Annotated in this window: 18 protein-coding genes; 7 read left to right on the top strand and 11 right to left on the bottom strand. The window is 59.1% G+C overall.

The annotated features are described in order from the left end of the window. Nucleotides 1–157 precede the first annotated feature (157 nt). The 5 genes from DWX39_RS05460 to DWX39_RS05440 all read right to left on the bottom strand — a co-directional run bounded on the left by DWX39_RS05460 (nucleotide 158) and on the right by DWX39_RS05440 (nucleotide 5,813). On the bottom strand, nucleotides 158–1,921 hold the full coding sequence (locus tag DWX39_RS05460; RefSeq protein ID WP_117639742.1) for an AarF/ABC1/UbiB kinase family protein: 1,764 nt from the start codon (nucleotides 1,919–1,921) through the stop codon (nucleotides 158–160). Between the two features lie 8 nt (nucleotides 1,922–1,929). Then, entirely contained in the window at nucleotides 1,930–2,346 is a 417-nt protein-coding gene (locus DWX39_RS05455) for a hypothetical protein (RefSeq protein ID WP_117583986.1), read from the bottom strand. Between the two features lie 99 nt (nucleotides 2,347–2,445). Then, a complete protein-coding gene (locus DWX39_RS05450) occupies nucleotides 2,446–3,969 on the bottom strand; it encodes a C69 family dipeptidase (RefSeq protein WP_117758761.1) in 1,524 nt (507 codons plus the stop codon). A gap of 354 nt (nucleotides 3,970–4,323) precedes the next feature. Beyond that, a complete protein-coding gene (locus tag DWX39_RS05445; RefSeq protein WP_117564484.1) occupies nucleotides 4,324–5,178 on the bottom strand; it encodes a bifunctional 5,10-methylenetetrahydrofolate dehydrogenase/5,10-methenyltetrahydrofolate cyclohydrolase in 855 nt (284 codons plus the stop codon). Between the two features lie 2 nt (nucleotides 5,179–5,180). Beyond that, entirely contained in the window at nucleotides 5,181–5,813 is a 633-nt protein-coding gene (locus DWX39_RS05440) for a cyclodeaminase/cyclohydrolase family protein (RefSeq protein ID WP_158561620.1), read from the bottom strand. A gap of 550 nt (nucleotides 5,814–6,363) precedes the next feature. Between DWX39_RS05440 and DWX39_RS05430 the strand changes: the two genes are divergently transcribed. The 3 genes from DWX39_RS05430 to DWX39_RS05420 all read left to right on the top strand — a co-directional run bounded on the left by DWX39_RS05430 (nucleotide 6,364) and on the right by DWX39_RS05420 (nucleotide 10,416). Next, complete coding sequence (locus DWX39_RS05430; protein WP_117758758.1) at nucleotides 6,364–6,792, top strand: hypothetical protein; 429 nt, start codon at nucleotides 6,364–6,366, stop codon at nucleotides 6,790–6,792. A 240-nt stretch (nucleotides 6,793–7,032) separates the two neighbouring features. Then, nucleotides 7,033–7,626: a hypothetical protein gene (locus DWX39_RS05425; RefSeq protein ID WP_117757781.1), complete on the top strand. Its 594-nt coding sequence runs from the start codon at nucleotides 7,033–7,035 to the stop codon at nucleotides 7,624–7,626. Nucleotides 7,627–7,935: 309 nt separating this feature from the next. Then, the gene (locus DWX39_RS05420; protein WP_117758757.1) at nucleotides 7,936–10,416 is read left to right on the top strand and encodes a phosphatidylinositol-specific phospholipase C; all 2,481 of its coding nucleotides are present in this window, start codon (nucleotides 7,936–7,938) and stop codon (nucleotides 10,414–10,416) included. 92 nt (nucleotides 10,417–10,508) lie between these two features. On the opposite strand, the gene DWX39_RS05415 is transcribed toward DWX39_RS05420, so the two are convergent. Further along, a complete protein-coding gene (locus DWX39_RS05415) occupies nucleotides 10,509–10,778 on the bottom strand; it encodes a hypothetical protein (RefSeq protein ID WP_117758756.1) in 270 nt (89 codons plus the stop codon). Between the two features lie 168 nt (nucleotides 10,779–10,946). On the opposite strand from DWX39_RS05415, the gene DWX39_RS05410 reads away from it, so the two are divergent. The 3 genes from DWX39_RS05410 to DWX39_RS05400 all read left to right on the top strand — a co-directional run bounded on the left by DWX39_RS05410 (nucleotide 10,947) and on the right by DWX39_RS05400 (nucleotide 13,102). Further along, a complete protein-coding gene (locus DWX39_RS05410) occupies nucleotides 10,947–11,996 on the top strand; it encodes a YhcG family protein (protein WP_117758755.1) in 1,050 nt (349 codons plus the stop codon). A gap of 63 nt (nucleotides 11,997–12,059) precedes the next feature. Further along, nucleotides 12,060–12,848, top strand: coding sequence for an ADP-ribosylglycohydrolase family protein (locus DWX39_RS05405; protein WP_117758754.1), 789 nt, complete (start codon nucleotides 12,060–12,062; stop codon nucleotides 12,846–12,848). 32 nt (nucleotides 12,849–12,880) lie between these two features. Further along, complete coding sequence (locus DWX39_RS05400) at nucleotides 12,881–13,102, top strand: hypothetical protein (RefSeq protein WP_117758753.1); 222 nt, start codon at nucleotides 12,881–12,883, stop codon at nucleotides 13,100–13,102. 509 nt (nucleotides 13,103–13,611) lie between these two features. Here DWX39_RS05400 and DWX39_RS11340 read toward each other — a convergent pair. From DWX39_RS11340 to DWX39_RS05390, 3 genes are all read right to left on the bottom strand, one after another. Continuing rightward, nucleotides 13,612–13,782 (bottom strand): SHOCT domain-containing protein, encoded by a 171-nt coding sequence (locus DWX39_RS11340; protein WP_089572150.1) that lies wholly within the window; start codon nucleotides 13,780–13,782, stop codon nucleotides 13,612–13,614. Then, on the bottom strand, nucleotides 13,709–14,080 hold the full coding sequence (locus tag DWX39_RS10985; protein ID WP_147338930.1) for a DUF1499 domain-containing protein: 372 nt from the start codon (nucleotides 14,078–14,080) through the stop codon (nucleotides 13,709–13,711). The genes DWX39_RS11340 and DWX39_RS10985 overlap by 74 nt, the downstream gene beginning before the upstream one ends. A gap of 116 nt (nucleotides 14,081–14,196) precedes the next feature. Next, nucleotides 14,197–15,534, bottom strand: coding sequence for a hypothetical protein (locus tag DWX39_RS05390; protein ID WP_117758752.1), 1,338 nt, complete (start codon nucleotides 15,532–15,534; stop codon nucleotides 14,197–14,199). Between the two features lie 218 nt (nucleotides 15,535–15,752). On the opposite strand from DWX39_RS05390, the gene DWX39_RS05385 reads away from it, so the two are divergent. Further along, nucleotides 15,753–16,934 (top strand): cation diffusion facilitator family transporter, encoded by a 1,182-nt coding sequence (locus DWX39_RS05385; RefSeq protein ID WP_117758751.1) that lies wholly within the window; start codon nucleotides 15,753–15,755, stop codon nucleotides 16,932–16,934. Nucleotides 16,935–16,946: 12 nt separating this feature from the next. Here DWX39_RS05385 and DWX39_RS05380 read toward each other — a convergent pair whose 3' ends face one another. Continuing rightward, on the bottom strand, nucleotides 16,947–17,936 hold the full coding sequence (locus tag DWX39_RS05380; protein ID WP_117758750.1) for a hypothetical protein: 990 nt from the start codon (nucleotides 17,934–17,936) through the stop codon (nucleotides 16,947–16,949). Between the two features lie 179 nt (nucleotides 17,937–18,115). Then, on the bottom strand, nucleotides 18,116–19,783 hold the full coding sequence (locus DWX39_RS05375) for a formate--tetrahydrofolate ligase (RefSeq protein WP_117564492.1): 1,668 nt from the start codon (nucleotides 19,781–19,783) through the stop codon (nucleotides 18,116–18,118). Between the last annotated feature and the right edge of the window lie 117 nt (nucleotides 19,784–19,900).

Raw genomic sequence — 19,900 nt, 5'->3', positions numbered from 1 at the left:
CGCAGGAAAACCGCGCGTTCGTGCGTCTCCGCACCACCATCTAGGCCATCGATTATTATCGTCAAAATGGTATCACGCAAAAGGGCCCCGCACACAGGCGAAGCCCAAGGTAAAAGCTATTGTTTGCGATAGGAAAAAGCGGTGACGGTCGCAGCCTCTAGTGTTTGCCGCCGTGGCTGTTGAGCCAGATATTGCGGCCCAGCATAAGCGCCAGCACCAGCGCGCTCACGTAGCCCATAAAGCCAATGACCGGGATACCAAACACAACCGGCTCGATGCGTGCGTAGTACACCACCGACGAACCGATAAACAGGCCGGCGATAACGATAGCCATCGACATGCGGTCGATAATTCCGCCCAGCTGTCGCAGTGCCTTATCGCTGCTCATGATCTGCGTGTTCACCTTAAGCTGGCCGCGCGTAAGCATGCGCGAAGCCAGCCCCAGGTACTCAGCCGCCTCGAGTGAGCCCTTCGCCGCGCGATAGCTGCTCGCGGCAAGATCGCGCCCCATATCGCGCACACGCGCATAGGTGCTTTTCTCGTTTTTAATGTGCGTTTGGATGATCTGGATCATGTTGACGTTGGGCATGTACTCGGTCAGCAAACCCTCGAGCGTCACCATGCCGCGCGCGAACATCGTCACCACGCTCGGCAGCTCAACATCGTTTTTGCGCGCCAGGTTTAACAGCGAGGTCAAAAACTCGCCGATATCAAGATCCTTCAGGTCAAGGCCCGCAAAGTCAGCCACGATAAAGTCAAGGTCGGACAAAAACGCTGAATGATCGAGCTCGGCCGAATCGCCACGCGTCACGGCGAAGCGCATGAGCGAATCCTTGAGCTTGGGAACGTCACCCTCGGCCACGGCGAAAATCATGTCCTTTACGATACCGCGATCGTGACTCGACATGCGTCCGACCATGCCCAAGTCGATAAAGTAAACGATACCGTCCTTGAGAATGATGTTTCCCGCATGCGGGTCGGCATGGAAAAAGCCGTCGTCGAGCACCTGCGTCGAGTAGTCCTCGACGATCGCGGCACCGATCTTTTCCAAGTCATAGCCCTCGGCCACCAAGCGTTCAGGATCGGCGATCGAAATGCCGTCGACGTAATCCATGACCACCACGTGCTCGGTGCATAGGTCCAGATAGGATTTAGGGCACGTCACGCCATGAACGCTCTTATGGAACTCGTAGAAGTCGTTGAGGTTTTTGGCCTCGGCCAAAAAGTTGGTCTCCTCGCGAAACGAGGTCCACAACTCCTCGACTACGCCGTGCAGGTCAACGAATTGATCGGTGTTGACGAACTTGGAAACGATACGCACCACCGAGCGGATGATATCGATGTCCTGTGCCATAACCTGCTGCGCACCGGGGCGCTGCACCTTGACGGCCACGTCCTCGCCCGTCACCAGACGAGCGCGGTGCACCTGCGCGAGCGATGCGCTACCAAGCGGATTGGGGTCGATCGCATCGAACATCTCCCCCAGGCGCAGGCCGTATTCTTCTTCCAGACAACTGAGTACGACCTCGTACGGCACCGGCTCCACGTCGGAGCGCAGACGACGCAGCTCGTCGCAAAAGCGTTGCGGCAGAATCTCGGACCGGTTGGCCAGAATCTGCCCCATCTTGACGAACATGGGGCCGAGTTCCTCGAGCAGGCGGCGCAAACGAACCGGCGTGAGGTTATCCCACACGCGGTACTTTTTGACCAGACGAACAATCTGCCCGATGCGTTCGCGACGACCCGCCGGCGTGAGCTGGTATTCCTCGTCCGGCGCCATCGCGTCGGGCTCCTCGGGCACCATATCGACAGCACGCGGCTTCTTGCGAGCGCCCGAGACGGCGGCATCGACCTCATCGACAACCGCCGCCTCGTCACCCAGAGGATCTAGATTGTTGTAATCGGTGGTGGAATCTGCCATCTGCGCTGCTACTCGGCCTCTTCGGTATCCTTCGCATCGTCGGGCTCAACGGACTCGACGGGCACCGAGGTCACGTTGTCCTCGACTGAATCGACGATGTCGCGCACATGGGCTAGGAAGGCCGTGCGCTCGGGGGCGGTCATAACGCGGACGCGGGCAAGGATGAGCTCGTCGAGCACGCGCTGGGCCGCGGTCTCGCCCTGCATGCCCAAGCGCTCGGTCAGATCGGAGATGGTACCGCCGGCCTGCTCGAACATGTCGGACACACTGCGGGCGATATCGGGGGTGGCGGTGTCCTTGCGGACCTGCTCGCCCTTGGTGTTAAGGTCGTCGAGGACCTTCTTGCCGCCTTCGACAGCAACGGCGGCAGCGCCAAAGCCCACGTTAATGGCGCCGTTAACAAGCTGATCGAGTTTCATAACCATGGTTGTCTCCAATCACAAACAACTGCATTGGCGTTCTTGTACCCAAGATTGAGCGAAAGCGACAAAGCGTTTTAGCGCTATTCGATTGACGGGAAATCCCTACCTCACGTTGTCGTTCATCGCGAAAGAGTTCTTCATGGCGCAGCTCGTGGTGTAGAGCACCTTGCCCAGTAGAGCATCGGTCTCCACGCGAACACGCTCGGCAAAGGCCTCATTGGCGCGTGCAAGCTCGGCAGGCACTTCGGCCTCGGGCAGAACGGCTACGGCAGCGTCGATGTCATGGATCTGCTTGTGGCCCATGCCACCGACCTTCTCCTGATAATCCTCGACCGCGCGACCGCACTCATGGAAGCGGACGTCAGCCAGCGCGCCGATCAGGCGGTTGGCCCAGTAGAAGTTTTCGGACGTCACGCGAGCCTGCGTGTCGGCATAGTACTCGGGCATGGTCTCGACGTTGGCGTACAGCGGAACCAGCGCGTTAAACGAGTTGGAGCCAAACGCCATCCACTGCACGGCGCGATAGGCCGGCTGTGCATAGGGACGCAGCTGCAACACGGCGAGCTGGCTGTTGCGGTTGATGCCGATGGGGCGATAGGCGCCACGCGTAGCGGGCGTGCCCTTGCTACCGTAGCAATCGTACTCCGTGCCCTGGTAGTGGCTCGAGAGTACGTACTTGATGTCCTCGATGGTCACCTTGCGCTCGGGCACGCGGCTCCAGGGGATATCGTCGCTCTCGGGCGTGTAGTCGGCGTCGGGGCCATCCCACACGTCGCTGGGGTTGAGACAGCGCTGCATGTACCACGCGCGCGGCGTGTTGTAGACGTGGTCGCTGTCGCTGTGCGAGCCAAAGGCCTCGCGCGGGTTAAAGACCGCAGCCGGGCCGTCGCCCTCGACGCCCAGCGTCAGGTCCAGATGCCACTCGGCCATCCAGGCGCGCAAGTCGGCGGAGCACATGTGATCGGCCTGGGCGCCCTCGGCGTCATCCAGGTCAAAGCTGTCGATACCCAGCTGGTTGGGCATGGTCACATAGGCGTCATCGGGCACGCGCTTGGCGATCCAGTGGTGACCGCCGATGGTCTCGAGCCACCAGATCTCGTCCACGTCGCTAAAGGCGATGCCGTTGTTCTCGTAGGTGCCATAGCGCTCGAGCAGGTCACCCAGAATGCGTACGCCGTCGCGGGCGGATTTGGCATATGGCAGCACCAGGGTCACCATGTCCTCCTCGCCCAGACCGCCGGGCTGCGCCGGAACATAGCCGTCCTCGTCCTCGTTGCCCTTGGCGGGCACGTAGTCGACGAGCGGGTCGGCGCCGCGAACGCGCTCGTTGGTGGTGAGCGTCTCGGTTGCGGACATGCCCACATTGAGCTCGTTGAAACCGGCCTCGGCCCAGATGCCGTGGCCCGGGACAACATCGGGGACGCTCGTGTAGCGCATGGGGTTATCGGGCAGTTCAACGGTCAGGTGACTCAGGACGCTCGTGTAGACGCGCGGCTGCTCGTCGGGATGCACCACGCGCATACGCTTGGGCTCAAACACCCCGTTGGACGAGTCCTCGTTGCGGGCAACCAACGTCGACCCGTCGTAGCTCGCGTTCTTACCAACCAAAATCGTTGTGCACGGCATGCGCATCCTCCTTGAGCGAAGAAATCAAACGATAACAGTGTATCGCTTCGGCGCAGAAAGGGCGAAACCGCGGCGCTGGCAACCCCTGTGGTCAAAAAATGCCAAATGTGAGTACTGTCACCAATTTAGTAACATCAATTTTGCTACGTATGGGTGCCAAAAGTCTACATTTGTTCAAAAATTAGATGATGTAATTCCTCATAGGTCCAATAAAATAGGCTCTTTATCGATAATAAATATCGTTAGAGAGCCTATTTGACCTAAAGAATATGTGACTATCTTGGAAACAGTACTCATATTTGGCATTTTTTGTCCACGGGGTATAGAGCTAACCCCTCAAACAGCCCAAAACGCCTATTTCGATGCGCGCTCGGCCGCCTCGATCACGTGTTTGGCGAGGATCGCCGTCGTCACAGCGCCCACGCCGCCCGGCACGGGCGTGATGGCGTTAACGACCGGCTCCGCAGCATCAGAATCGACGTCACCCACCAACTTGCCAGCGGCCTCGTCCCAATTAATGCCAACATCAATGATCGTCTGGCCCTCTCGAACCGCATCCACGTCAATCGTACGCGCGCGTCCAACGGCGGCAACCACAATGTCGGCAGCACGGCACTCGGCAGCAAGGTCGTGCGTATGCGTATGGCACGTCGTCACTGTGGCATTGCGAGCCGTAAGCATGGCGGCAACGGGACGGCCAATCACCAGCGACCGACCAACGACCGCGACCTTGGCCCCATCCAGCTCAACGCCGTAATGATCCAGCAAAGCAAGCACGGCTTCGGCTGTGCAGGGGGCAAAACCCTCGCCGCGCCCCGAAAGCGTGGTGAGCAGCGAAGCCGGCGTCATGGAGTCAACGTCCTTGGCAGGATCGAGTGCCGCGGCAACCGCGTCCTCGTCAAGGCCGGCGGGCAGCGGGCGGAACATCAGGCAGCCATGAACAGACGAATCGGTATTGATGTCCTCGATGGCCGCCAACAGCTCGTCCTGCGAAACATCGGCGGGAAGCAAAACGCGGCGAGCCTCAATGCCAACCTTTTCGCAGCGCTTGAGCGCACCGCGCTCGTAGGATAGGTCGTCCTCGCGTTCACCCACGCGCACGATAGCCAGCGTCGGCACAACGCCGCGCTCGCGCAAAGCCACGCAGCGAGCAGCAAGTTCCTCAGTCAAAGCGCGAGCAACGGGGGCACCCTTCAGCAGTTCAGCCATGGCTATCCCCTCTTCCTTGCGGCGTCGGCGGCGCGGCGCGCCAGCGCATCGGCGCGCGGCAACCACATGTCGAGCAACTCATCACACGCCGTCTCGAGCTCCTCAGCACGAGCGCGATCCTTCATAGACGTGGCGTTCGCAAAGAGCGTCAAGCTCGCGCCCTGCATAGCGGAACGGCAGAACACGGCGCCGCACGCCACATCGGACAGCAGCTGACGCGAACCCTTGTCGGCCATGTCCTCGAGCAGCGCCAGCGCACGCCCGCAGGCATCCATAATGCGATACGGCGGCATAGCGGCCACATGCAGCGCATCCTGAATCGCGGTCGCTCGAGCCGGATCGTCACGCGGAATACCGTACGCCGCGGACACCTGCCCATAGGCACGAACGTCCTCGGCAACCAACTCGACAAGCTCCTGGGCCAGCTCATCAGCCTGGGCAAACGCGCGCGTCAGGTCATCCGCGCGATCGGCAAGCGCGGGGTTGGTCGCGCCGTAGCGCGCGACCATCCCGCACAGCGAGGCGCCCAGCGCACCCACAAAGGCGCTCGCGCTGCCGCCGCCGGGCACCGGCTCGCGCGCGGCAAGCGCCTCGGCAAACCCGCGGCAGGTCTTGTCCATCATCTCTTGGCTCATACGCATGCACCTTCAAGTCATATACATCGGTCGGGTGGCAACCGCCGACCGACCGCATCGATCACATAATGGTGCTAAGTCTAGCCCATAAGCACATGGGCGTCAGCGCACCTGGCCATCGCGGATTTCTATGACGAACGATAGGCCATGCCAACGCAAACATGGGACACATGGCCCACGTTTCGAGACTCCCGGGCAGCGGCAACTGGGGCATACATATAGGTAAGGAGCCCCATGTTGGGGCAACGCTCATCACGGCACCGGACGACGAATGGAGGAATCACCGCACAGCAAACAAAGTCATCATGTGCACGCGCAACCGCCGCCCCAGCGATCCGCGGCACACGATGTCCCTGGCAGACAAGGAGGACACCACCATGAAGAAAAAGACCCTATCGATCCTTTCCCTTTGCGTCGCCCTCTTTGCCGCATTTGCCCTTGTCGGCTGCGGCGGGAGCGCATCGGGCGGAGGCGGCAGCACCGCCAAGAGCGAAAGCAAGGAAAAGGCCCCGTCGCCAAGAAGACCGACTTTATCTGGTTTAAGGTCGAGATGCCCGAGGGCGTCGGCGTAAGCGACTCCGCCGGCAAGAATGCCGACAGGGTCCAGCTCACCTTCCCCGAAGACGAGAACGCCTCGGCCGATCGTTTTATCCCCGTTTGGAAAAAAGCGCTGACTGCCGAGGAATCCCACGCCGACCAGGCGGAAAAGAAGGGGGATACGTTCCAGTGGAAGGATGGCGGGTCCGTCGAGTATAACGGCAGGACGTGGCTCGTCGGAACGTACGAGGACAACAGTGGCATCACAACCCTCCTCTTTACCGACGTTGAGCCGGGAAGCGTCTACGTCCTCATCTCGAACTTCGACCAGCACAAGAAAGAAGCCGAGGCGCTCCTCAACTCCATCGAGTTCCCCGATGACATGGCAGAGGCAGTTTCCGAGGCACGCGAAGTCGAGATTTCGAGCATCGAGATCAAGTAACGGGACACCCGCACGCGCCTACGCGCACCAGCGCGCATGCGCCCATTAAAACAACGGGCGCCCAACCCGGGGAGGGCCGACAGCATCGGCCCTCCCCTCTTTTGGACCCGCGCATATTGCCACTTGTCGGCGCAATTCCAGCCCTCAGAATGGGACACATGGCCCACCCTAGCGAGCCGTCCACGCGTACAGTAAAGGCAGGTAATCCATGGGCGGTTACAGATCGAGGAGGACACGACCATGAAAAAGAAGGCCTTTGCGATTCTCACCCTCTGCATCAGTCTCTTTGCCGCAGTTGCCCTGGTGGGCTGCGGTGGCAGCGGTGGCGCTACCGGCAGTGGCGGTGGCGGCGGAGCAGAAAAGCCAGCCGTGGATATGAGGACCGACTTCATTTGGTTTAAGGTCGAGGTTCCCGAGGGCGTCGAGATCACCGACGTTGCCGGCGACACCGCCGACAGGGCCCAGTTTAAGTTCACCGAGAGCGAGCATGCGAGCGACCGCTTCATACCCATCTTCGACCCCGATAAGAACGCCGACGAACTGTTCGACTACGAGGCAAAGTGGAAGGCCAACTCCGGATGGACCGAGAGCGACCCCGTTAAATACAACGGCAAGACCTGGCGCAGTGCTTACTTTACGCACTCGGGCGGCGTAACGACCGAGTGCTTTACCGACGTTGAAGGCGGCAGCGTTTACGTGCGCATCGACAACGTCGAGGAGCACAAGGACGCCGTCGAGACCATGATGAAGTCCCTGGAATTTGCCGATGATATCGCCAAGGCCAAGACCGAGGCCATGGACGTCAAGCTCGAGGATATCGAGATCAAGCGCTAAGCGACTGGCGAGCGCAGCGGGAAACACGAGCGCAGCGCAAACAAGCGACGGTACCCCAGCGCTTCGTACTAAGGGAGGGCCGGTAAACCGACCCTCCCTTTCTTATGCCGGCAGCCGACGAACGCGAAGATGCCGGGCGGCAAAACCGCCCCCCCCCAGCGCGGTAACGGCACAACATGAACAAGCACCCCAGCACGTCCGCTCGCCGATTTATAGCGCCGCGCAGACAATTGAGCCGACACCTTTAAACATCCGGGCAGTAAAGTGACCAAAATAAGTGCATAACCGCACCCTGCGAATGGAGGAGTTATGACCGAACATCATGCCATCAGTCGCCGAGCGTTTACGCTGGGCCTTGGACTCGCGGCGTTGTCGCCACTTGCAAGCCTGCCCGAAACCGCCACGCTGGGCATTAGCCCGCGGACAGCCTTTGCGGACGGCACGGCCGAGTCAGCGGCCACCCTCGACAATTTCGTCATTCGCCTTCGCCCCGCGGGCTATTTTCGCACCGCGAGCGTCAACGAAGACGGCAACGTCATCGGCAACGTCTGCCACCTGTTTAATGACGGCACGTCCAGCAAGCTCATCCTTGAGCACGTAGGGACCGATGCGGACGGCACAAACTGGTATGCCATCCGCACCCTGCTCAATTTCGAAGAGCACAAGAAGACGGGCTACAGCATTTGGTCGGTCGATGGCGACTCGGACAAAGATGGAAAGGTCATCCACGTATGGAGTGGCGAGTACGACCATAAGGACAGCCGCGCCTATACGTTCGACCGCCAGTTCGACGGAACTTATATTATTCGAGACCGCATATACACGAAAAACGGTATTAACTACCTGGCCATAGAATCGAAAGGCAAAGACCAAGACAACAACAAGATTTGCCAAAAGAAATATTCCATTCCGTGGGAGCTCGAGCTTGTCGGCTACAGCATGGACAAGACCAATGCCACAGTTAGCAGCATCGACTGGACCACGTATAGCAGCTACGTCGACGGACCATGTTGGATGAGCCACGTCGAAGGCAACAAGTACCTCGACGAGCTGAGCATCCCGGGCACGCACGATTCGGGAACTTGCAGCGTGGACAACGACACCGAACCCCAATCCTCGCAAGCAAAGTGCCAGCAGGACTACATCCCCACGCAGTTGCTCGAAGGCATTCGCTATTTTGATATCCGACTCGGAAAAGGCGACGACCCCGGCATCGACCATGGAAGTTGCTACCTGCTCAAAAAAGACGGGCACTTCATGCATCTCTCCGATGTCGTTGGCTACTTCAAAAAGTTTTTGAACGAAAATCCGTCAGAAGCTCTCATCATGCTTGTATCCCGAGGCAACAACGAGGCTACTGACGAGAGCCTTACGACGGCTTTCGCCAAGGTTTTGGACGACAACCCCAAACTGTTCTATACGTCGAGCCGCGTTCCCACACTGAACGAGGTGCGCGGAAAGATCGTCCTGCTGCGCCGATTTGGACTCGCCGGCGACAGCGTAAGCGGCCACACGTGGGGCCTCGACCTAACCGAATGGGACAGCAAAATCGCAGCACACCCCAGCAGCTCCTCTATGTGTCTCGTCCAAAACGCGCAAGGCTTTGAAGCCGCAGGGGAAACAGGCGACAAAAAAGCCTATTGCACCAAGGTATATGCCCAGGACCATTACGAATGCACCGGAACCGACAAGATCAGCTGGGTCGATATGGCCCTGCAGGAGACGGCTAAGCTCACCCGCAACGAGGTAGATGTCGAGGACGATAACGGGGCCAAGGAGCAAGTCCTGGAGCGCTGCTGGTCTATCAACTACACCAGCTGCACGAATCACAAGCAAGGAAGCAACCCATTTACCGCAGCGCGAGTAGTCAACGAGCATCTGTACAAGAGCCCGTACATCAACCCCAGCGACAACGAGGAAACAAAGTCAGATTACCTCAAGCACATTGGCATCATCGCATCCGACTTTGTTGATGCGGCGCTGGCCCGGAGCATCTACCAGCGCAATTACGATTACGATACACAGCACAAGCAGACAGCTTCGTACTACCTCCCGAGCCGCATGCGCATGACGTACGGCGACTCGCTGAGCGATGCCTCGCTCCAGGATGGCAAGACCGTTGGCGAGGGCCATTTCCGCCTTGTCGACAGCAGCAACGTACTCAACGTGACGGCTTCGGGCCATGCGTTTGCCATCGAATATGTGGATGTCGACGCCTTGGGCAACGAGACCGTTACGGAGCTGCGGGGCTCCGTGCCCATCGATATCGATCCACGCGCGCTGACACCCCACTTTGAGGGGCTCGAAGGCCTTAAGGCCGGCGAGGACGTGCGCGCCAAGATTGCGGCATCACTCGAGGGCAAGCTCGAAACCGATGCCTGCACGGCCCAGCTCGAGTTTGTGCACGACGCGAACGGCGCTCCGGGCACGGCAATGGCCGAGGGCGAAACATTTGCCGCAGGGACGTACTGGGTGCGCGCGAAAGGCCTTTTGGGCGACGCGGCACAGAACTACACGCTCGCCAGCGATGGAGCCGCAAGCTTTACCGTAGCGGCCTCGGGCAGTGCAGGCGGCACCGGCAGCGGCACGGGTTCCAACGCAGGCGGCGCCGACAAGAACGGCAAGGGCAACAAGAGCGACCAGGGCAAGAACTCGGCCGGAAAACTCGCCGACACGGGCGACGGCTCCGGCATTGCCGCCGGGCTCGCCGCTGCCGCCGTGGCGACAACGGTCGCTGGCGCTGCAATGCTTGCCAGTGACCGCGACAATACCGAGGACGTTAACGAATAGGCAAGCCAGTCTTTTGGGCGCATTAACTCAATCGGGGCGCAGAATACCGTTCTGCGCCCCGATTTTTACCTTGGCCCGAACGCCGCTATCGGCTACATCACCATGTTCAGAGCTTTCACAAATTCCTGGGCCTTCGCACGGCTACTCAGGCTAAAGACGCAAGCGGTCAACAGCCTGTTACGCAGGAAAACGTCGCGACCCTTGATCCTGTTGACCCCCGTGATGTCCTTAAGGTAGACAATCTCGGTGTGCCTGTCGCCAAAAGTGCCCTTCTTGAGCACCTCGATACGATTGGGGTAGATCTTAACGTCTTTAAACCTACCCGAACCTTTGTCCTGGAATAGCAGCGTGTTGTTGTCCATACGTGTCACTCCCGTGGGGTTCGCTAAAACTGTCTCTATTGCCACATTTTAGTCACCGCAAGGCTCCCATGCGAAGGTGCCAGACAGCACAGCAATTCGTGTCCGCGCGAGGCTTTAAACTAGATGCGATATAGATGCATTCCACAAGAGGAAAGTGGGGCGACAGTGATGGGCGAACTGGTAAACCGCGGGGAATCGACAATCGTGCCAGAAGTTTTTTACAAGCAGGTTTCCTCGATCCTCAACGCCGCTCGCGACAAGGCCTATACCGCCGTTAACTTTGCGATGGTTGAGGCATATTGGGAGATCGGCAAGAGTATTGTTGATGAGCAGGGCGGAGAGGAGCGCGCCAAGTATGGAGAGGCGCTGCTCAAGGCCCTCGCAATCAGACTTACCAAAGATTTTGGTAAAGGTTTTGAAGCAAGAGAGCTGCGTAAAATGCGTCAGTTCCATCTTGCATTTCCAATTCGGGACTCACTGCGTCCCGAATTGAGCTGGACACATTACCGCAGGTTAATACGCATTCCTGACCCCGAAACTCGAACATGGTACATGAACGAATGCGCCGATTCTCGCTGGAGCACGCGTCAGCTCGAACGCCAGATCAACACCATGTTCCGAGAGCGCCTACTTGCCAGCAAGGACAAGGAGGTCGTCACCCAGGAAATCCAAAAGAGCACCCCGGCTCATCGTCCCGAGGATATCATCCGCGACCCATATGTGCTGGAGTTTTTAGGTTTCTCGGACGATACTGCGTTTCGCGAGAGCGATCTAGAGCAGGCGCTCATCACACATCTTCAGAAGTTCCTGCTGGAGCTTGGCCGTGGCTTCGCTTTCGAGGCGCGCCAAAAGCGCATCACCTTTGATGGGCGCCATTTCTATATTGACCTTGTTTTTTACAACTATCTGATGCGCTGCTTCGTGCTCATCGACCTTAAGACCGATGACCTTACGCATCAGGACCTGGGCCAGATGCAAATGTATGTGAACTACTACACGCGTGAGCTCATGAACGAAGGCGACAATCCGCCCATAGGCATCGTGCTCTGCGCGGACAAAAGCGATTCGATCGTCGAGTATACGCTGCCCGAAGACAACGACCAAGTGTTTGCCGCCAAATACCTGCCGTATCTTCCAAGCAAGGAAGAGCTGGCGCGCGAGCTGAGTGCCGAGTACCGCGCCATCAACGAAGCGACTAATGGCGAAGCGCAAGGGTAGCAGCACGTTGCGACCGATACCCCCGACGGAGTTTCATATCCCCCGACATAAGAGGAGCGCTCCATGACAGGCAGACCGAAAACAACACTGCGCGGCTGCATCTATGGGCTTGCCGTCGGCGACGCGCTGGGTGTTCCCTACGAGTTCAGGCCCCGCGGCACGTTCGAATGCGCGGACATGATCGGCTACGGCACGCATGGGCAGCCCGCCGGCACCTGGAGCGACGACACATCTATGACGCTTGCTACCTGCGACTCGATTAGGGAGCTCGGGCATATCGACACCGCGGACATGAGCGACAAGTTTGTGAGCTGGATTGCCCGTGGCGAGTATACGGTCGACGGCGTTTTCGATTACGGCGGTACGACCGCTCGCGCCCTGCGCACCGGCAAAGGAGGCTCCGGCGAGCGCGACAACGGCAACGGCTCGCTCATGCGCATCGCGCCCCTGGCGTTCACCGATGCGACAGACGAAGAGATCAGCGAGGTCTCCGCGATTACGCATGCCCACAGAACGTCAACCGACGCATGTATCATATTTGTCGAGCTGATAAGAGACGTGATGAACGACGTGCTCCCCTCGTGGGCGCTTCACCTGAAAGGCGCGCCCGAGCACGAAATCAGGTCTGGCGGCTTCGTGCTTGACACGCTTAAGGCTGCCACCTGGTGCTTTGTGAACACCAACAGCTACGATGAATGCGTGCTTGCCGCCGTCAACCTAGGCGACGACGCCGACACCACCGCAGCCGTCGCCGGCGCCCTCGCCGGCACGGTATACGGTATCGAGGCCATCCCGCAGGAGTGGGTCGACACCCTGCGCGGTAAAGAGTTGATTGAGAGCTGCCTGTTTTAGGGCGCCATTCAAGAAATAAGGCAGGAGGCATCATGGAGAGGAAGGTCGCAAATATAGACGAGTTCCAAGTGGACGAAAACGGGATTCCGCTATTTCCAGTAGGACTGAAGGAAGAAGCCAGCCTCTATATCCTCCCCGACGGGCGTTACCTCCCCTGCGGGGTCTACAGGACCGCGGACGGCGGTTCGATCATTTATGAGCCATCCGAACTAAGCTTCTTCGGACAGATGCTTGCTCAATTCAAAGAGTACTAGAGGTTTGATCGCCCGTTAGATCGACACTGCTCAAAACCAGGGGGCAGGCTATCCTCCACCGCGGCCCGTGAGGTAGAATTATGCCTGCCGCGGAATCCGCCTGCGGGCAACGCTCTAATCTCTGATTGGGGTGAAGCCTATGAACTTGTTTCTTGAAATCCTGCGCCTCTCGATGTATGTAACCGGCATCGTCCGGAACCTCTACTCGATCTGGCGGGAATATAAGCAGTAACGGATAGCGAAGGGAGTCATGCAAAGGGCCGGTTGCACCCGGCCCTTTAGACGATAATACCTGCGTTGCCCGCGCTTCCAAAGTTGACCGACTGAGGAGCGGGTTCCGCGGCACATCCTGATTTTACCCAGTGGCAAGGCTCTTTTACAGCCGTTCCACCGTTTATTTACATCTGCCAATCAAGACGAGACTACTACGCACCTTTATTACACACGATATTTTCAGCCTGGTATAACCAAGTTCAATAATAGAATGCAAATCCAACCACCGTGTCTGATTACAAAAAGATTTTTGCCTTTTCTGCAGCAAACTCTTCCTCGGTAAGCACTCCACTATCACGCAGCGTTGCAAGCCTCTCAAGCCTTGCAACTACATCAATCACTATCCGCCAGCGTCTCAATAGTCTGTGAAACCTGCGGATACCGCTCAAGCTCCTTCGATAGGGCATCGACTATCTCGGCAATATTCTTTGCATTTTTGCCCCCGTTTAATACGTTTGCCCTGACCTTAGATGACGACTTGACAGTAACGCCAGATCCGCCTTCAACTGGAACAACCGAAATACTGATATTTTCGCCCCAAGACCAAAGGCTCATACCAATCTCGGCTGCAACTGTTCTTGTTGTGGGCGATGCACTATCAACTTTTACTTTAGGCAGCTTTTCCATAGCTGCCTTCAAGGCATTAAACGTGTCGTCAGGAGAATACGGTACCTGAAGCTGAAGCTGCTGATCCGCAAAACCCATAATCTGGCCTCCGCTTCTTACAAGATTAAGGCTATCGGCAATGGTAGCACGTTCCCAGCAGTCTTAAGTTCGTCTCATGACCTTGCGATGCAGCCCGACGCCCCGGCACCACTCCCCTACTTACCAAAAATCGCAGCGAACAATCCCTTGCGTTTGGGCTTTTCTTCTCGGTAGGAACCCTCAGCTGCCGCTGCAACCTGGCGCGGTTGCTCACCACCTCCACGGCGCACGATCTGGTATAGGAAGGGCGATTTAACGTATTTGACCTCGATGGGCGTGGCGTGCACGGTGCTCTCGCCGGACAGATGCAGGCTCGGGTTGAGCGGCGCCACGATATGCGTTTCGCGCTTGTCGCTAAACACCACCGCGGCCGCACGACCCGTCTGGCCGTTTACGGCGATGCGCACCTGCTCGCCGTCGCGGCTGTCCGTTGCCGGACGGTCGACAAAGTAAACCGGCACCATCACCAGGCCGTCCTTATGCTTGCGGGCCTTGCGCGCCCAAGTGCGGATGCTCTTTTTATTGAGCCCCAGCACCGCCTCGGCATCGTTGCCGGCAATGTCGAGCGCCAACTTATCAATGACCACCTGGTCCTTGGTAGACGCATCGACGGAGACAACGCGAAAGTCACCTTCCTGCATGGCCGGGTCAAACGGCCCAACCTTGGCAAAGTCCCACGGCTCCAAAATGCCCATAAGGCGAACATCCAGATAGTTTGCCCGCGGATACGCCCAGTCGAGCACCTCGTAGTACACCAGGGTTTCCTTGCTCAGGCCCTTGCCCGGGAAGCTCGCCATCATACGCAGGTCCGCCAGCGCCATGGGGAAATAGAAGAGCATCATGTCGTTTTGGATCGCGTCTTCCACGTCGTGCCCGGCAAAGGCATCCGGGTACTGGCGCACCAGCTGCAGCGCGTTGGCACGTGCCTGCTGCGGCGAAATTTCGCAGGGAATACCCTGCTCCGGCACATACTCCGCACCCACGCCCATGGTCAGACGTTTGCTAAACGTACCGGGCTTGAGCAGGTCGGCAATGCCGATCTTGTTGCCGCAGGACGGGCACTCAAACACACGCTGCGTTGACTCGCCCTCAAAGGACGCTCCGCAGAAGGGGCAGGGAATGCTCACGTGCGTCGCTTCTTGGAACTCCTGCGCCGTGCCGCGGTCCTCCCACAGCAGATGTTCCAGGACCGACTGATTGCGCCAGTGCGAATTGAAGAAATACCAGTCCGGGTCCTCCGGGCGCTCGAGTTGCGACACATGCGTGAGCTTGAGCAGTCCATCCACTACCGTCAACGGCGTATGGCGAATGCCCAAAGCGCTCTTGGGCTCTCCGGCGTCCGCCTGCCACGGAATGACCGCACCGCAATAAGCGCACTCAAAGCTGCGCTTAGCTTGGTGCGAGTACATAGGGCCGCCGCAGTTTTGACATTTAATGGCAAACATCTCGTCCATGGAAACGTCCTCCTTTGCACAGGGGCTGTCGACATAAAGTATGTCGAGCAAACAGGCACATGCCCATACCCATGTGGCCCAAAATGGACCACCCAGGCAGACGAGAAGGCTCGCTCGTTAGCACCGGCAGACCATTACTGCATTTTCTGAGCATCGGTGCACAGCGCCTCCGCGCGAGCTACACTATCCCCTTAAACATGATTGTGAGGACGACCGCTATGCTATTTGTAAATCGGCTGGTACATACGCTTGTTCCCGGCAGCGAGGGCGAGCCGGTCGATACCTCCTGCCGCACCAACGCGGGCTTCGCCGCAAGCCTCATCTGCATTGGCCTCAACATCACTCTGTGCCTGGCCAAGGGCATCGCGGGCCTGCTCGCCGGCTCCGTCTCCCTCATCGCCGACGCTTTCAACAACCTCTCCGATGCCTCGAGCAACATCGTAAGCCTGCTCGGGTTCCGCCTTGCCAGCCGCCCGGCAGACGAAGGCCACCCCTATGGCCACGGCCGCTACGAGTACCTAGCCGGTCTGTTCGTCGCCGTCCTGGTTTGCGCCGTCGGCATCAACCTGATCCTCGAGTCGGTCACCAAGATCATCAAGCCCTCCCCCACCGCCTACACGCCGGTCTCCCTAGCCGCTCTCGTCTTGTCCATGCTCGTCAAATTCTGGATGGCCGCATTCAACCGCGCGCTGGGCAACCGTATCGATTCCGAAACACTCATTGCCACAGCGCAGGACTCCAAAAACGACGTCATCACCTCGGGTTCGGTCTTGATGGCGGCGCTTATTTCGCAGACGACCGGCTTTGACCTCGATGGCTGGGCAGGCCTGGGTGTGGGCATCTTCATCTGCATCAGCGGCATGGGTCTAGTGCGCGACGCCATCAGCCCGTTGCTGGGACAAGCGCCCGACCCCAAGCTCGTTCAGGCAATCCGCGACAAGATCATGTCCTATCCGCAGGTCTTGGGCACACACGACCTGATGGTGCACGACTACGGCCCCGGTCGTCAGTTTGCCAGCGCCCACGTGGAGATGCCCGGCGAGGGCGACGCATTTGAGCACCACGAGATTTTGGACACCATCGAGCACGACATCAAGCGCCAGATGGGCATCGGCATCACGTTGCACTGTGACCCCATCGCCACCACCGGCGACGACCTGCGCGGCTGGGTCAAGCGCGGCATCATGCAGATCGACCCCGCGCTCTCCATCCACGACCTGCACGAGCACGACGGGTTCGTTTCGTTTGACCTTGTGCGTCCCGACGGCTTTGACATATCCGACGAGGAGCTGCTGGAGCTCGTCACGCGCATCGTGCACGAGCGCCGACCCAATGCCTCATGCGTCGTTACGTTTGACTCGGGCTTTAGCTCGCCCGACCGTCCGGCCGAGCAGCTGTAGCCCGCTTAACAGCTAGTTTCCCTGAGCGCCCGAGATGCCGTTTTGCAGAGCGTTCCAGGCATCCGTCGCCATGCCGCCCAAGTTCTGAGCGGTGTCGCCCAGGTTCTGGGCCGTGTCGCCCAGCTCTTGGGCCTTATCCCCAAGCTCCTGTGCCTTGTTGCTCAAGTCCTCCAGCGTATTGGAACTCGAGCTGTCGGTACCGCTTTGGCCGTCGGGCGAGTTGCCCGAGCTATTCTTGTGCGTGAGTTGAATTTCGAGGTTGCCGCTGTCGTTATAGTAAGCAGAAGTAACGACCCAGTTGGCATCGATGACGGGCGTTGAGCCATCATCAGTCAGGACCACGGCATTCGAAAGATTGGCGCCGCGCGACTTGAGAAGTTTCTTGGCGTTGGACCAGTACTGCCCCGGGATATCGCTCAGATCGACGGTGCTAGACGAGGCGGACTCGGTTTGCTCGGCAGCGGTATCGGCCGTTGAACTCCCTCGTTTGTTGAGCATGCCCGACACAATGGCAAACACAACCGACAGCGCAAAGAAGATCGCCAGCACGATGAGGATCTTCTTGATCACGCTCGACGAACGCGACGGCTTCTTCTCCTCGTCCTCGCCATATTGCGGAATCGACTTGGGGTACTCGCGATACGGCTCGCGCGACTCGTAGCGAGACTGCGCCGTGCGAGGCATATACGTCGTCTGCTGAGGCTGCGGAATGGGATTTTGTGGCAGGTCATCATAGGGATTCGGCGTCGAGGCGGCATAAGAATCCTGCGGCACGTAATCAAACGGGTCCGGAGCTGCGTTGCCATAGGGGCCTTGCGAAGATGCAGCGTAAGAATCCTGCGCCGTGTCGCCATAGCCCATAACCCGGGTGGGCTCGACCGAAGGCTGCGTCGCGGCAGGGTCGGTATAACCGGGGTTGGGAACAACGCGGGTCGCATCGGCGCTATCGCCAGCCTGCGCGGAACCGTAGCCGCCCATCACGGTTGTCTTGTCCTGATCCATGCAACGATTCCTTTCCGTCGCGCGTGAGCCTCAAGTTATCCATGCATTCTACCCGCGCAAAAGCCTATGATGGGCAGAGTCCGTCGGTATCTACAAGACATGCGCGGGCCTAAGGATAAAAAAGCCCCGCCGGGCCTTGGGGGCACGGCGGGGCGGACAAGCAGCTATGGGCAGCAGGCTTAGAACAGGCCGGTGATGTTGCCGTCGTTGTCGACGTCGATGTTCTCGGCCGCAGGGACCTTGGGCAGGCCCGGCATGGTCAGAACACTGCCAGTCAGTGCGACCACAAAGTGGGCACCGGCGGAAACCTTGAGCTCGCGCACCGTGATGCGGAAGTTCTCGGGAGCGCCCAGGGCCTTGGCGTTGTCGCTAAAGCTGTACTGCGTCTTGGCCACGCACACCGGCAGGTTGCCAAAGCCGTTCTCGCGCAGCTCGGCGAGCTGGCGCTTGGCGGCCGGCGTAAAGTCGACGCCGTCGGCGCGGTAGACCTTGGTGGCAATGGCCTCAAGAGCGTCGGCCACATCGGCGCCGTCCTCATAGGCAAACTTGAGCTCGCTCGGCTGCTCAATCAGACGCATGACCTCATCGGCAAGCTCGAGCGCGCCCTCGCCGCCCTTGGCCCAGACCTCGGAAAGCTTAACGTTGACGCCGAGCTTCTGACACTCGGACTCGATGAGCGCAAGCTCGGCCTCGGTGTCCGTCGGGAAGCGGTTGATGGCGACTACGCAGGGCAGACCATAAACGTTCTGGATGTTGTCGACGTGACGCAGCAGGTTGGGCATGCCGGCCTTGAGTGCCTCGAGGTTCTCCTCGTTGAGGTCGGCCTTGGCGACGCCACCGTTGTACTTCAGCGCACGAGCGGTCGCGACGACCACGACGGCGCTGGGGCGAACGCCCGTCATGCGGCACTTGATGTCGAGGAACTTCTCGGCACCCAGATCGGCACCGAAGCCGGCCTCGGTAATGGCGACATCGCCAAAGCGCATCGCCATACGCGTGGCCATGATGGAGTTGCAGCCGTGGGCAATATTGGCGAAGGGACCGCCGTGGACAAACGCGGGCGTACCCTCAAGCGTCTGCACCAGATTGGGCTTGAGCGCATCCTTGAGCAGTGCGGCCATAGCTCCTTGGGCCTTAAGGTCGCGTGCGCGGACGGGCTCGCCGGCATAGCTGTAGCCGACAACGATCTCGCCCAAGCGCTCCTTAAGATCGTTGATGCTCGTGGACAGGCACAGGATCGCCATGACCTCGGAGGCAACGGTAATGTCAAAGCCATCCTCGCGCGGCACGCCCTGGGCCTTGCCGCCAATGCCGTCGATGACATGGCGCAGCTGACGGTCGTTCATGTCGACAACGCGCTTCCAGGTGATGCGCTTAACATCGATACCGAGCTGGTTGCCCTGCTGAATATGGTTGTCGAGCATGGCGGCCAGCAGGTTGTTGGCGGCACCAATAGCATGGAAGTCACCAGTAAAGTGCAGGTTGATGTCCTCCATGGGGATGACCTGCGCCCAGCCACCGCCGGCGGCACCGCCCTTGACGCCGAAGACGGGACCGAGCGAAGGCTCACGAAGGGCCACGGCGCTCTTGACACCGCGACGGCGCAGGCCATCGGCCAGACCGATGGTCGTAGTGGTCTTACCCTCGCCGGCGGGCGTGGGGTTGATAGCGGTCACGAGGACGAGCTTGGCCTGGTGATCAGTCGGCTCGTTGAGCAGTGAATAGTCGACCTTAGCCTTGTCGAAGCCGTACGGAATAAGGTGCTTAACGTCGACGCCGGCGTTCTTGGCCACCTCGGTAATAGGCAGCGGCGTAACAGAACGTGCGATTTCGATGTCAGTAGGCATGGGCGGTCCTTTCGTTACCGGATGAGAAAAAGACCAATCCAGCATAGCACGGGCGTGCAATAGTAAAACACCCGCAACCGACAAACGGCGATCTGTTTATCCAATGCTCAGCGATAG

It is taken from the genome of Collinsella sp. AF19-1LB (assembly GCF_003459655.1).
Classification (GTDB): domain Bacteria; phylum Actinomycetota; class Coriobacteriia; order Coriobacteriales; family Coriobacteriaceae; genus Collinsella.
Note: the sequence above shows the minus strand (reverse complement) of the source record. Positions and strands in the feature narration are given on the sequence as shown.

Excerpts from the sequence above, each read along its gene's own strand:
- DWX39_RS05440 (WP_158561620.1), bottom strand. The coding sequence starts at position 5,813 with ATGAGCCAAGAGATGATGGACAAGACCTGCCGCGGGTTTGCCGAGGCG.
- DWX39_RS05455 (WP_117583986.1), bottom strand. The coding sequence starts at position 2,346 with ATGGTTATGAAACTCGATCAGCTTGTTAACGGCGCCATTAACGTGGGC.
- DWX39_RS05450 (WP_117758761.1), bottom strand. The coding sequence starts at position 3,969 with ATGCCGTGCACAACGATTTTGGTTGGTAAGAACGCGAGCTACGACGGG.
- DWX39_RS05460 (WP_117639742.1), bottom strand. The coding sequence starts at position 1,921 with ATGGCAGATTCCACCACCGATTACAACAATCTAGATCCTCTGGGTGAC.
- DWX39_RS05420 (WP_117758757.1), top strand. The coding sequence starts at position 7,936 with ATGACCGAACATCATGCCATCAGTCGCCGAGCGTTTACGCTGGGCCTT.
- DWX39_RS05430 (WP_117758758.1), top strand. The coding sequence starts at position 6,364 with ATGCCCGAGGGCGTCGGCGTAAGCGACTCCGCCGGCAAGAATGCCGAC.
- DWX39_RS05405 (WP_117758754.1), top strand. The coding sequence starts at position 12,060 with ATGACAGGCAGACCGAAAACAACACTGCGCGGCTGCATCTATGGGCTT.
- DWX39_RS05415 (WP_117758756.1), bottom strand. The coding sequence starts at position 10,778 with ATGGACAACAACACGCTGCTATTCCAGGACAAAGGTTCGGGTAGGTTT.
- DWX39_RS05425 (WP_117757781.1), top strand. The coding sequence starts at position 7,033 with ATGAAAAAGAAGGCCTTTGCGATTCTCACCCTCTGCATCAGTCTCTTT.
- DWX39_RS05385 (WP_117758751.1), top strand. The coding sequence starts at position 15,753 with ATGCTATTTGTAAATCGGCTGGTACATACGCTTGTTCCCGGCAGCGAG.
- DWX39_RS05390 (WP_117758752.1), bottom strand. The coding sequence starts at position 15,534 with ATGGACGAGATGTTTGCCATTAAATGTCAAAACTGCGGCGGCCCTATG.
- DWX39_RS05400 (WP_117758753.1), top strand. The coding sequence starts at position 12,881 with ATGGAGAGGAAGGTCGCAAATATAGACGAGTTCCAAGTGGACGAAAAC.
- DWX39_RS05410 (WP_117758755.1), top strand. The coding sequence starts at position 10,947 with ATGGGCGAACTGGTAAACCGCGGGGAATCGACAATCGTGCCAGAAGTT.
- DWX39_RS10985 (WP_147338930.1), bottom strand. The coding sequence starts at position 14,080 with ATGGGTTTTGCGGATCAGCAGCTTCAGCTTCAGGTACCGTATTCTCCT.
- DWX39_RS05380 (WP_117758750.1), bottom strand. The coding sequence starts at position 17,936 with ATGGATCAGGACAAGACAACCGTGATGGGCGGCTACGGTTCCGCGCAG.
- DWX39_RS11340 (WP_089572150.1), bottom strand. The coding sequence starts at position 13,782 with ATGCCCTATCGAAGGAGCTTGAGCGGTATCCGCAGGTTTCACAGACTA.
- DWX39_RS05445 (WP_117564484.1), bottom strand. The coding sequence starts at position 5,178 with ATGGCTGAACTGCTGAAGGGTGCCCCCGTTGCTCGCGCTTTGACTGAG.
- DWX39_RS05375 (WP_117564492.1), bottom strand. The coding sequence starts at position 19,783 with ATGCCTACTGACATCGAAATCGCACGTTCTGTTACGCCGCTGCCTATT.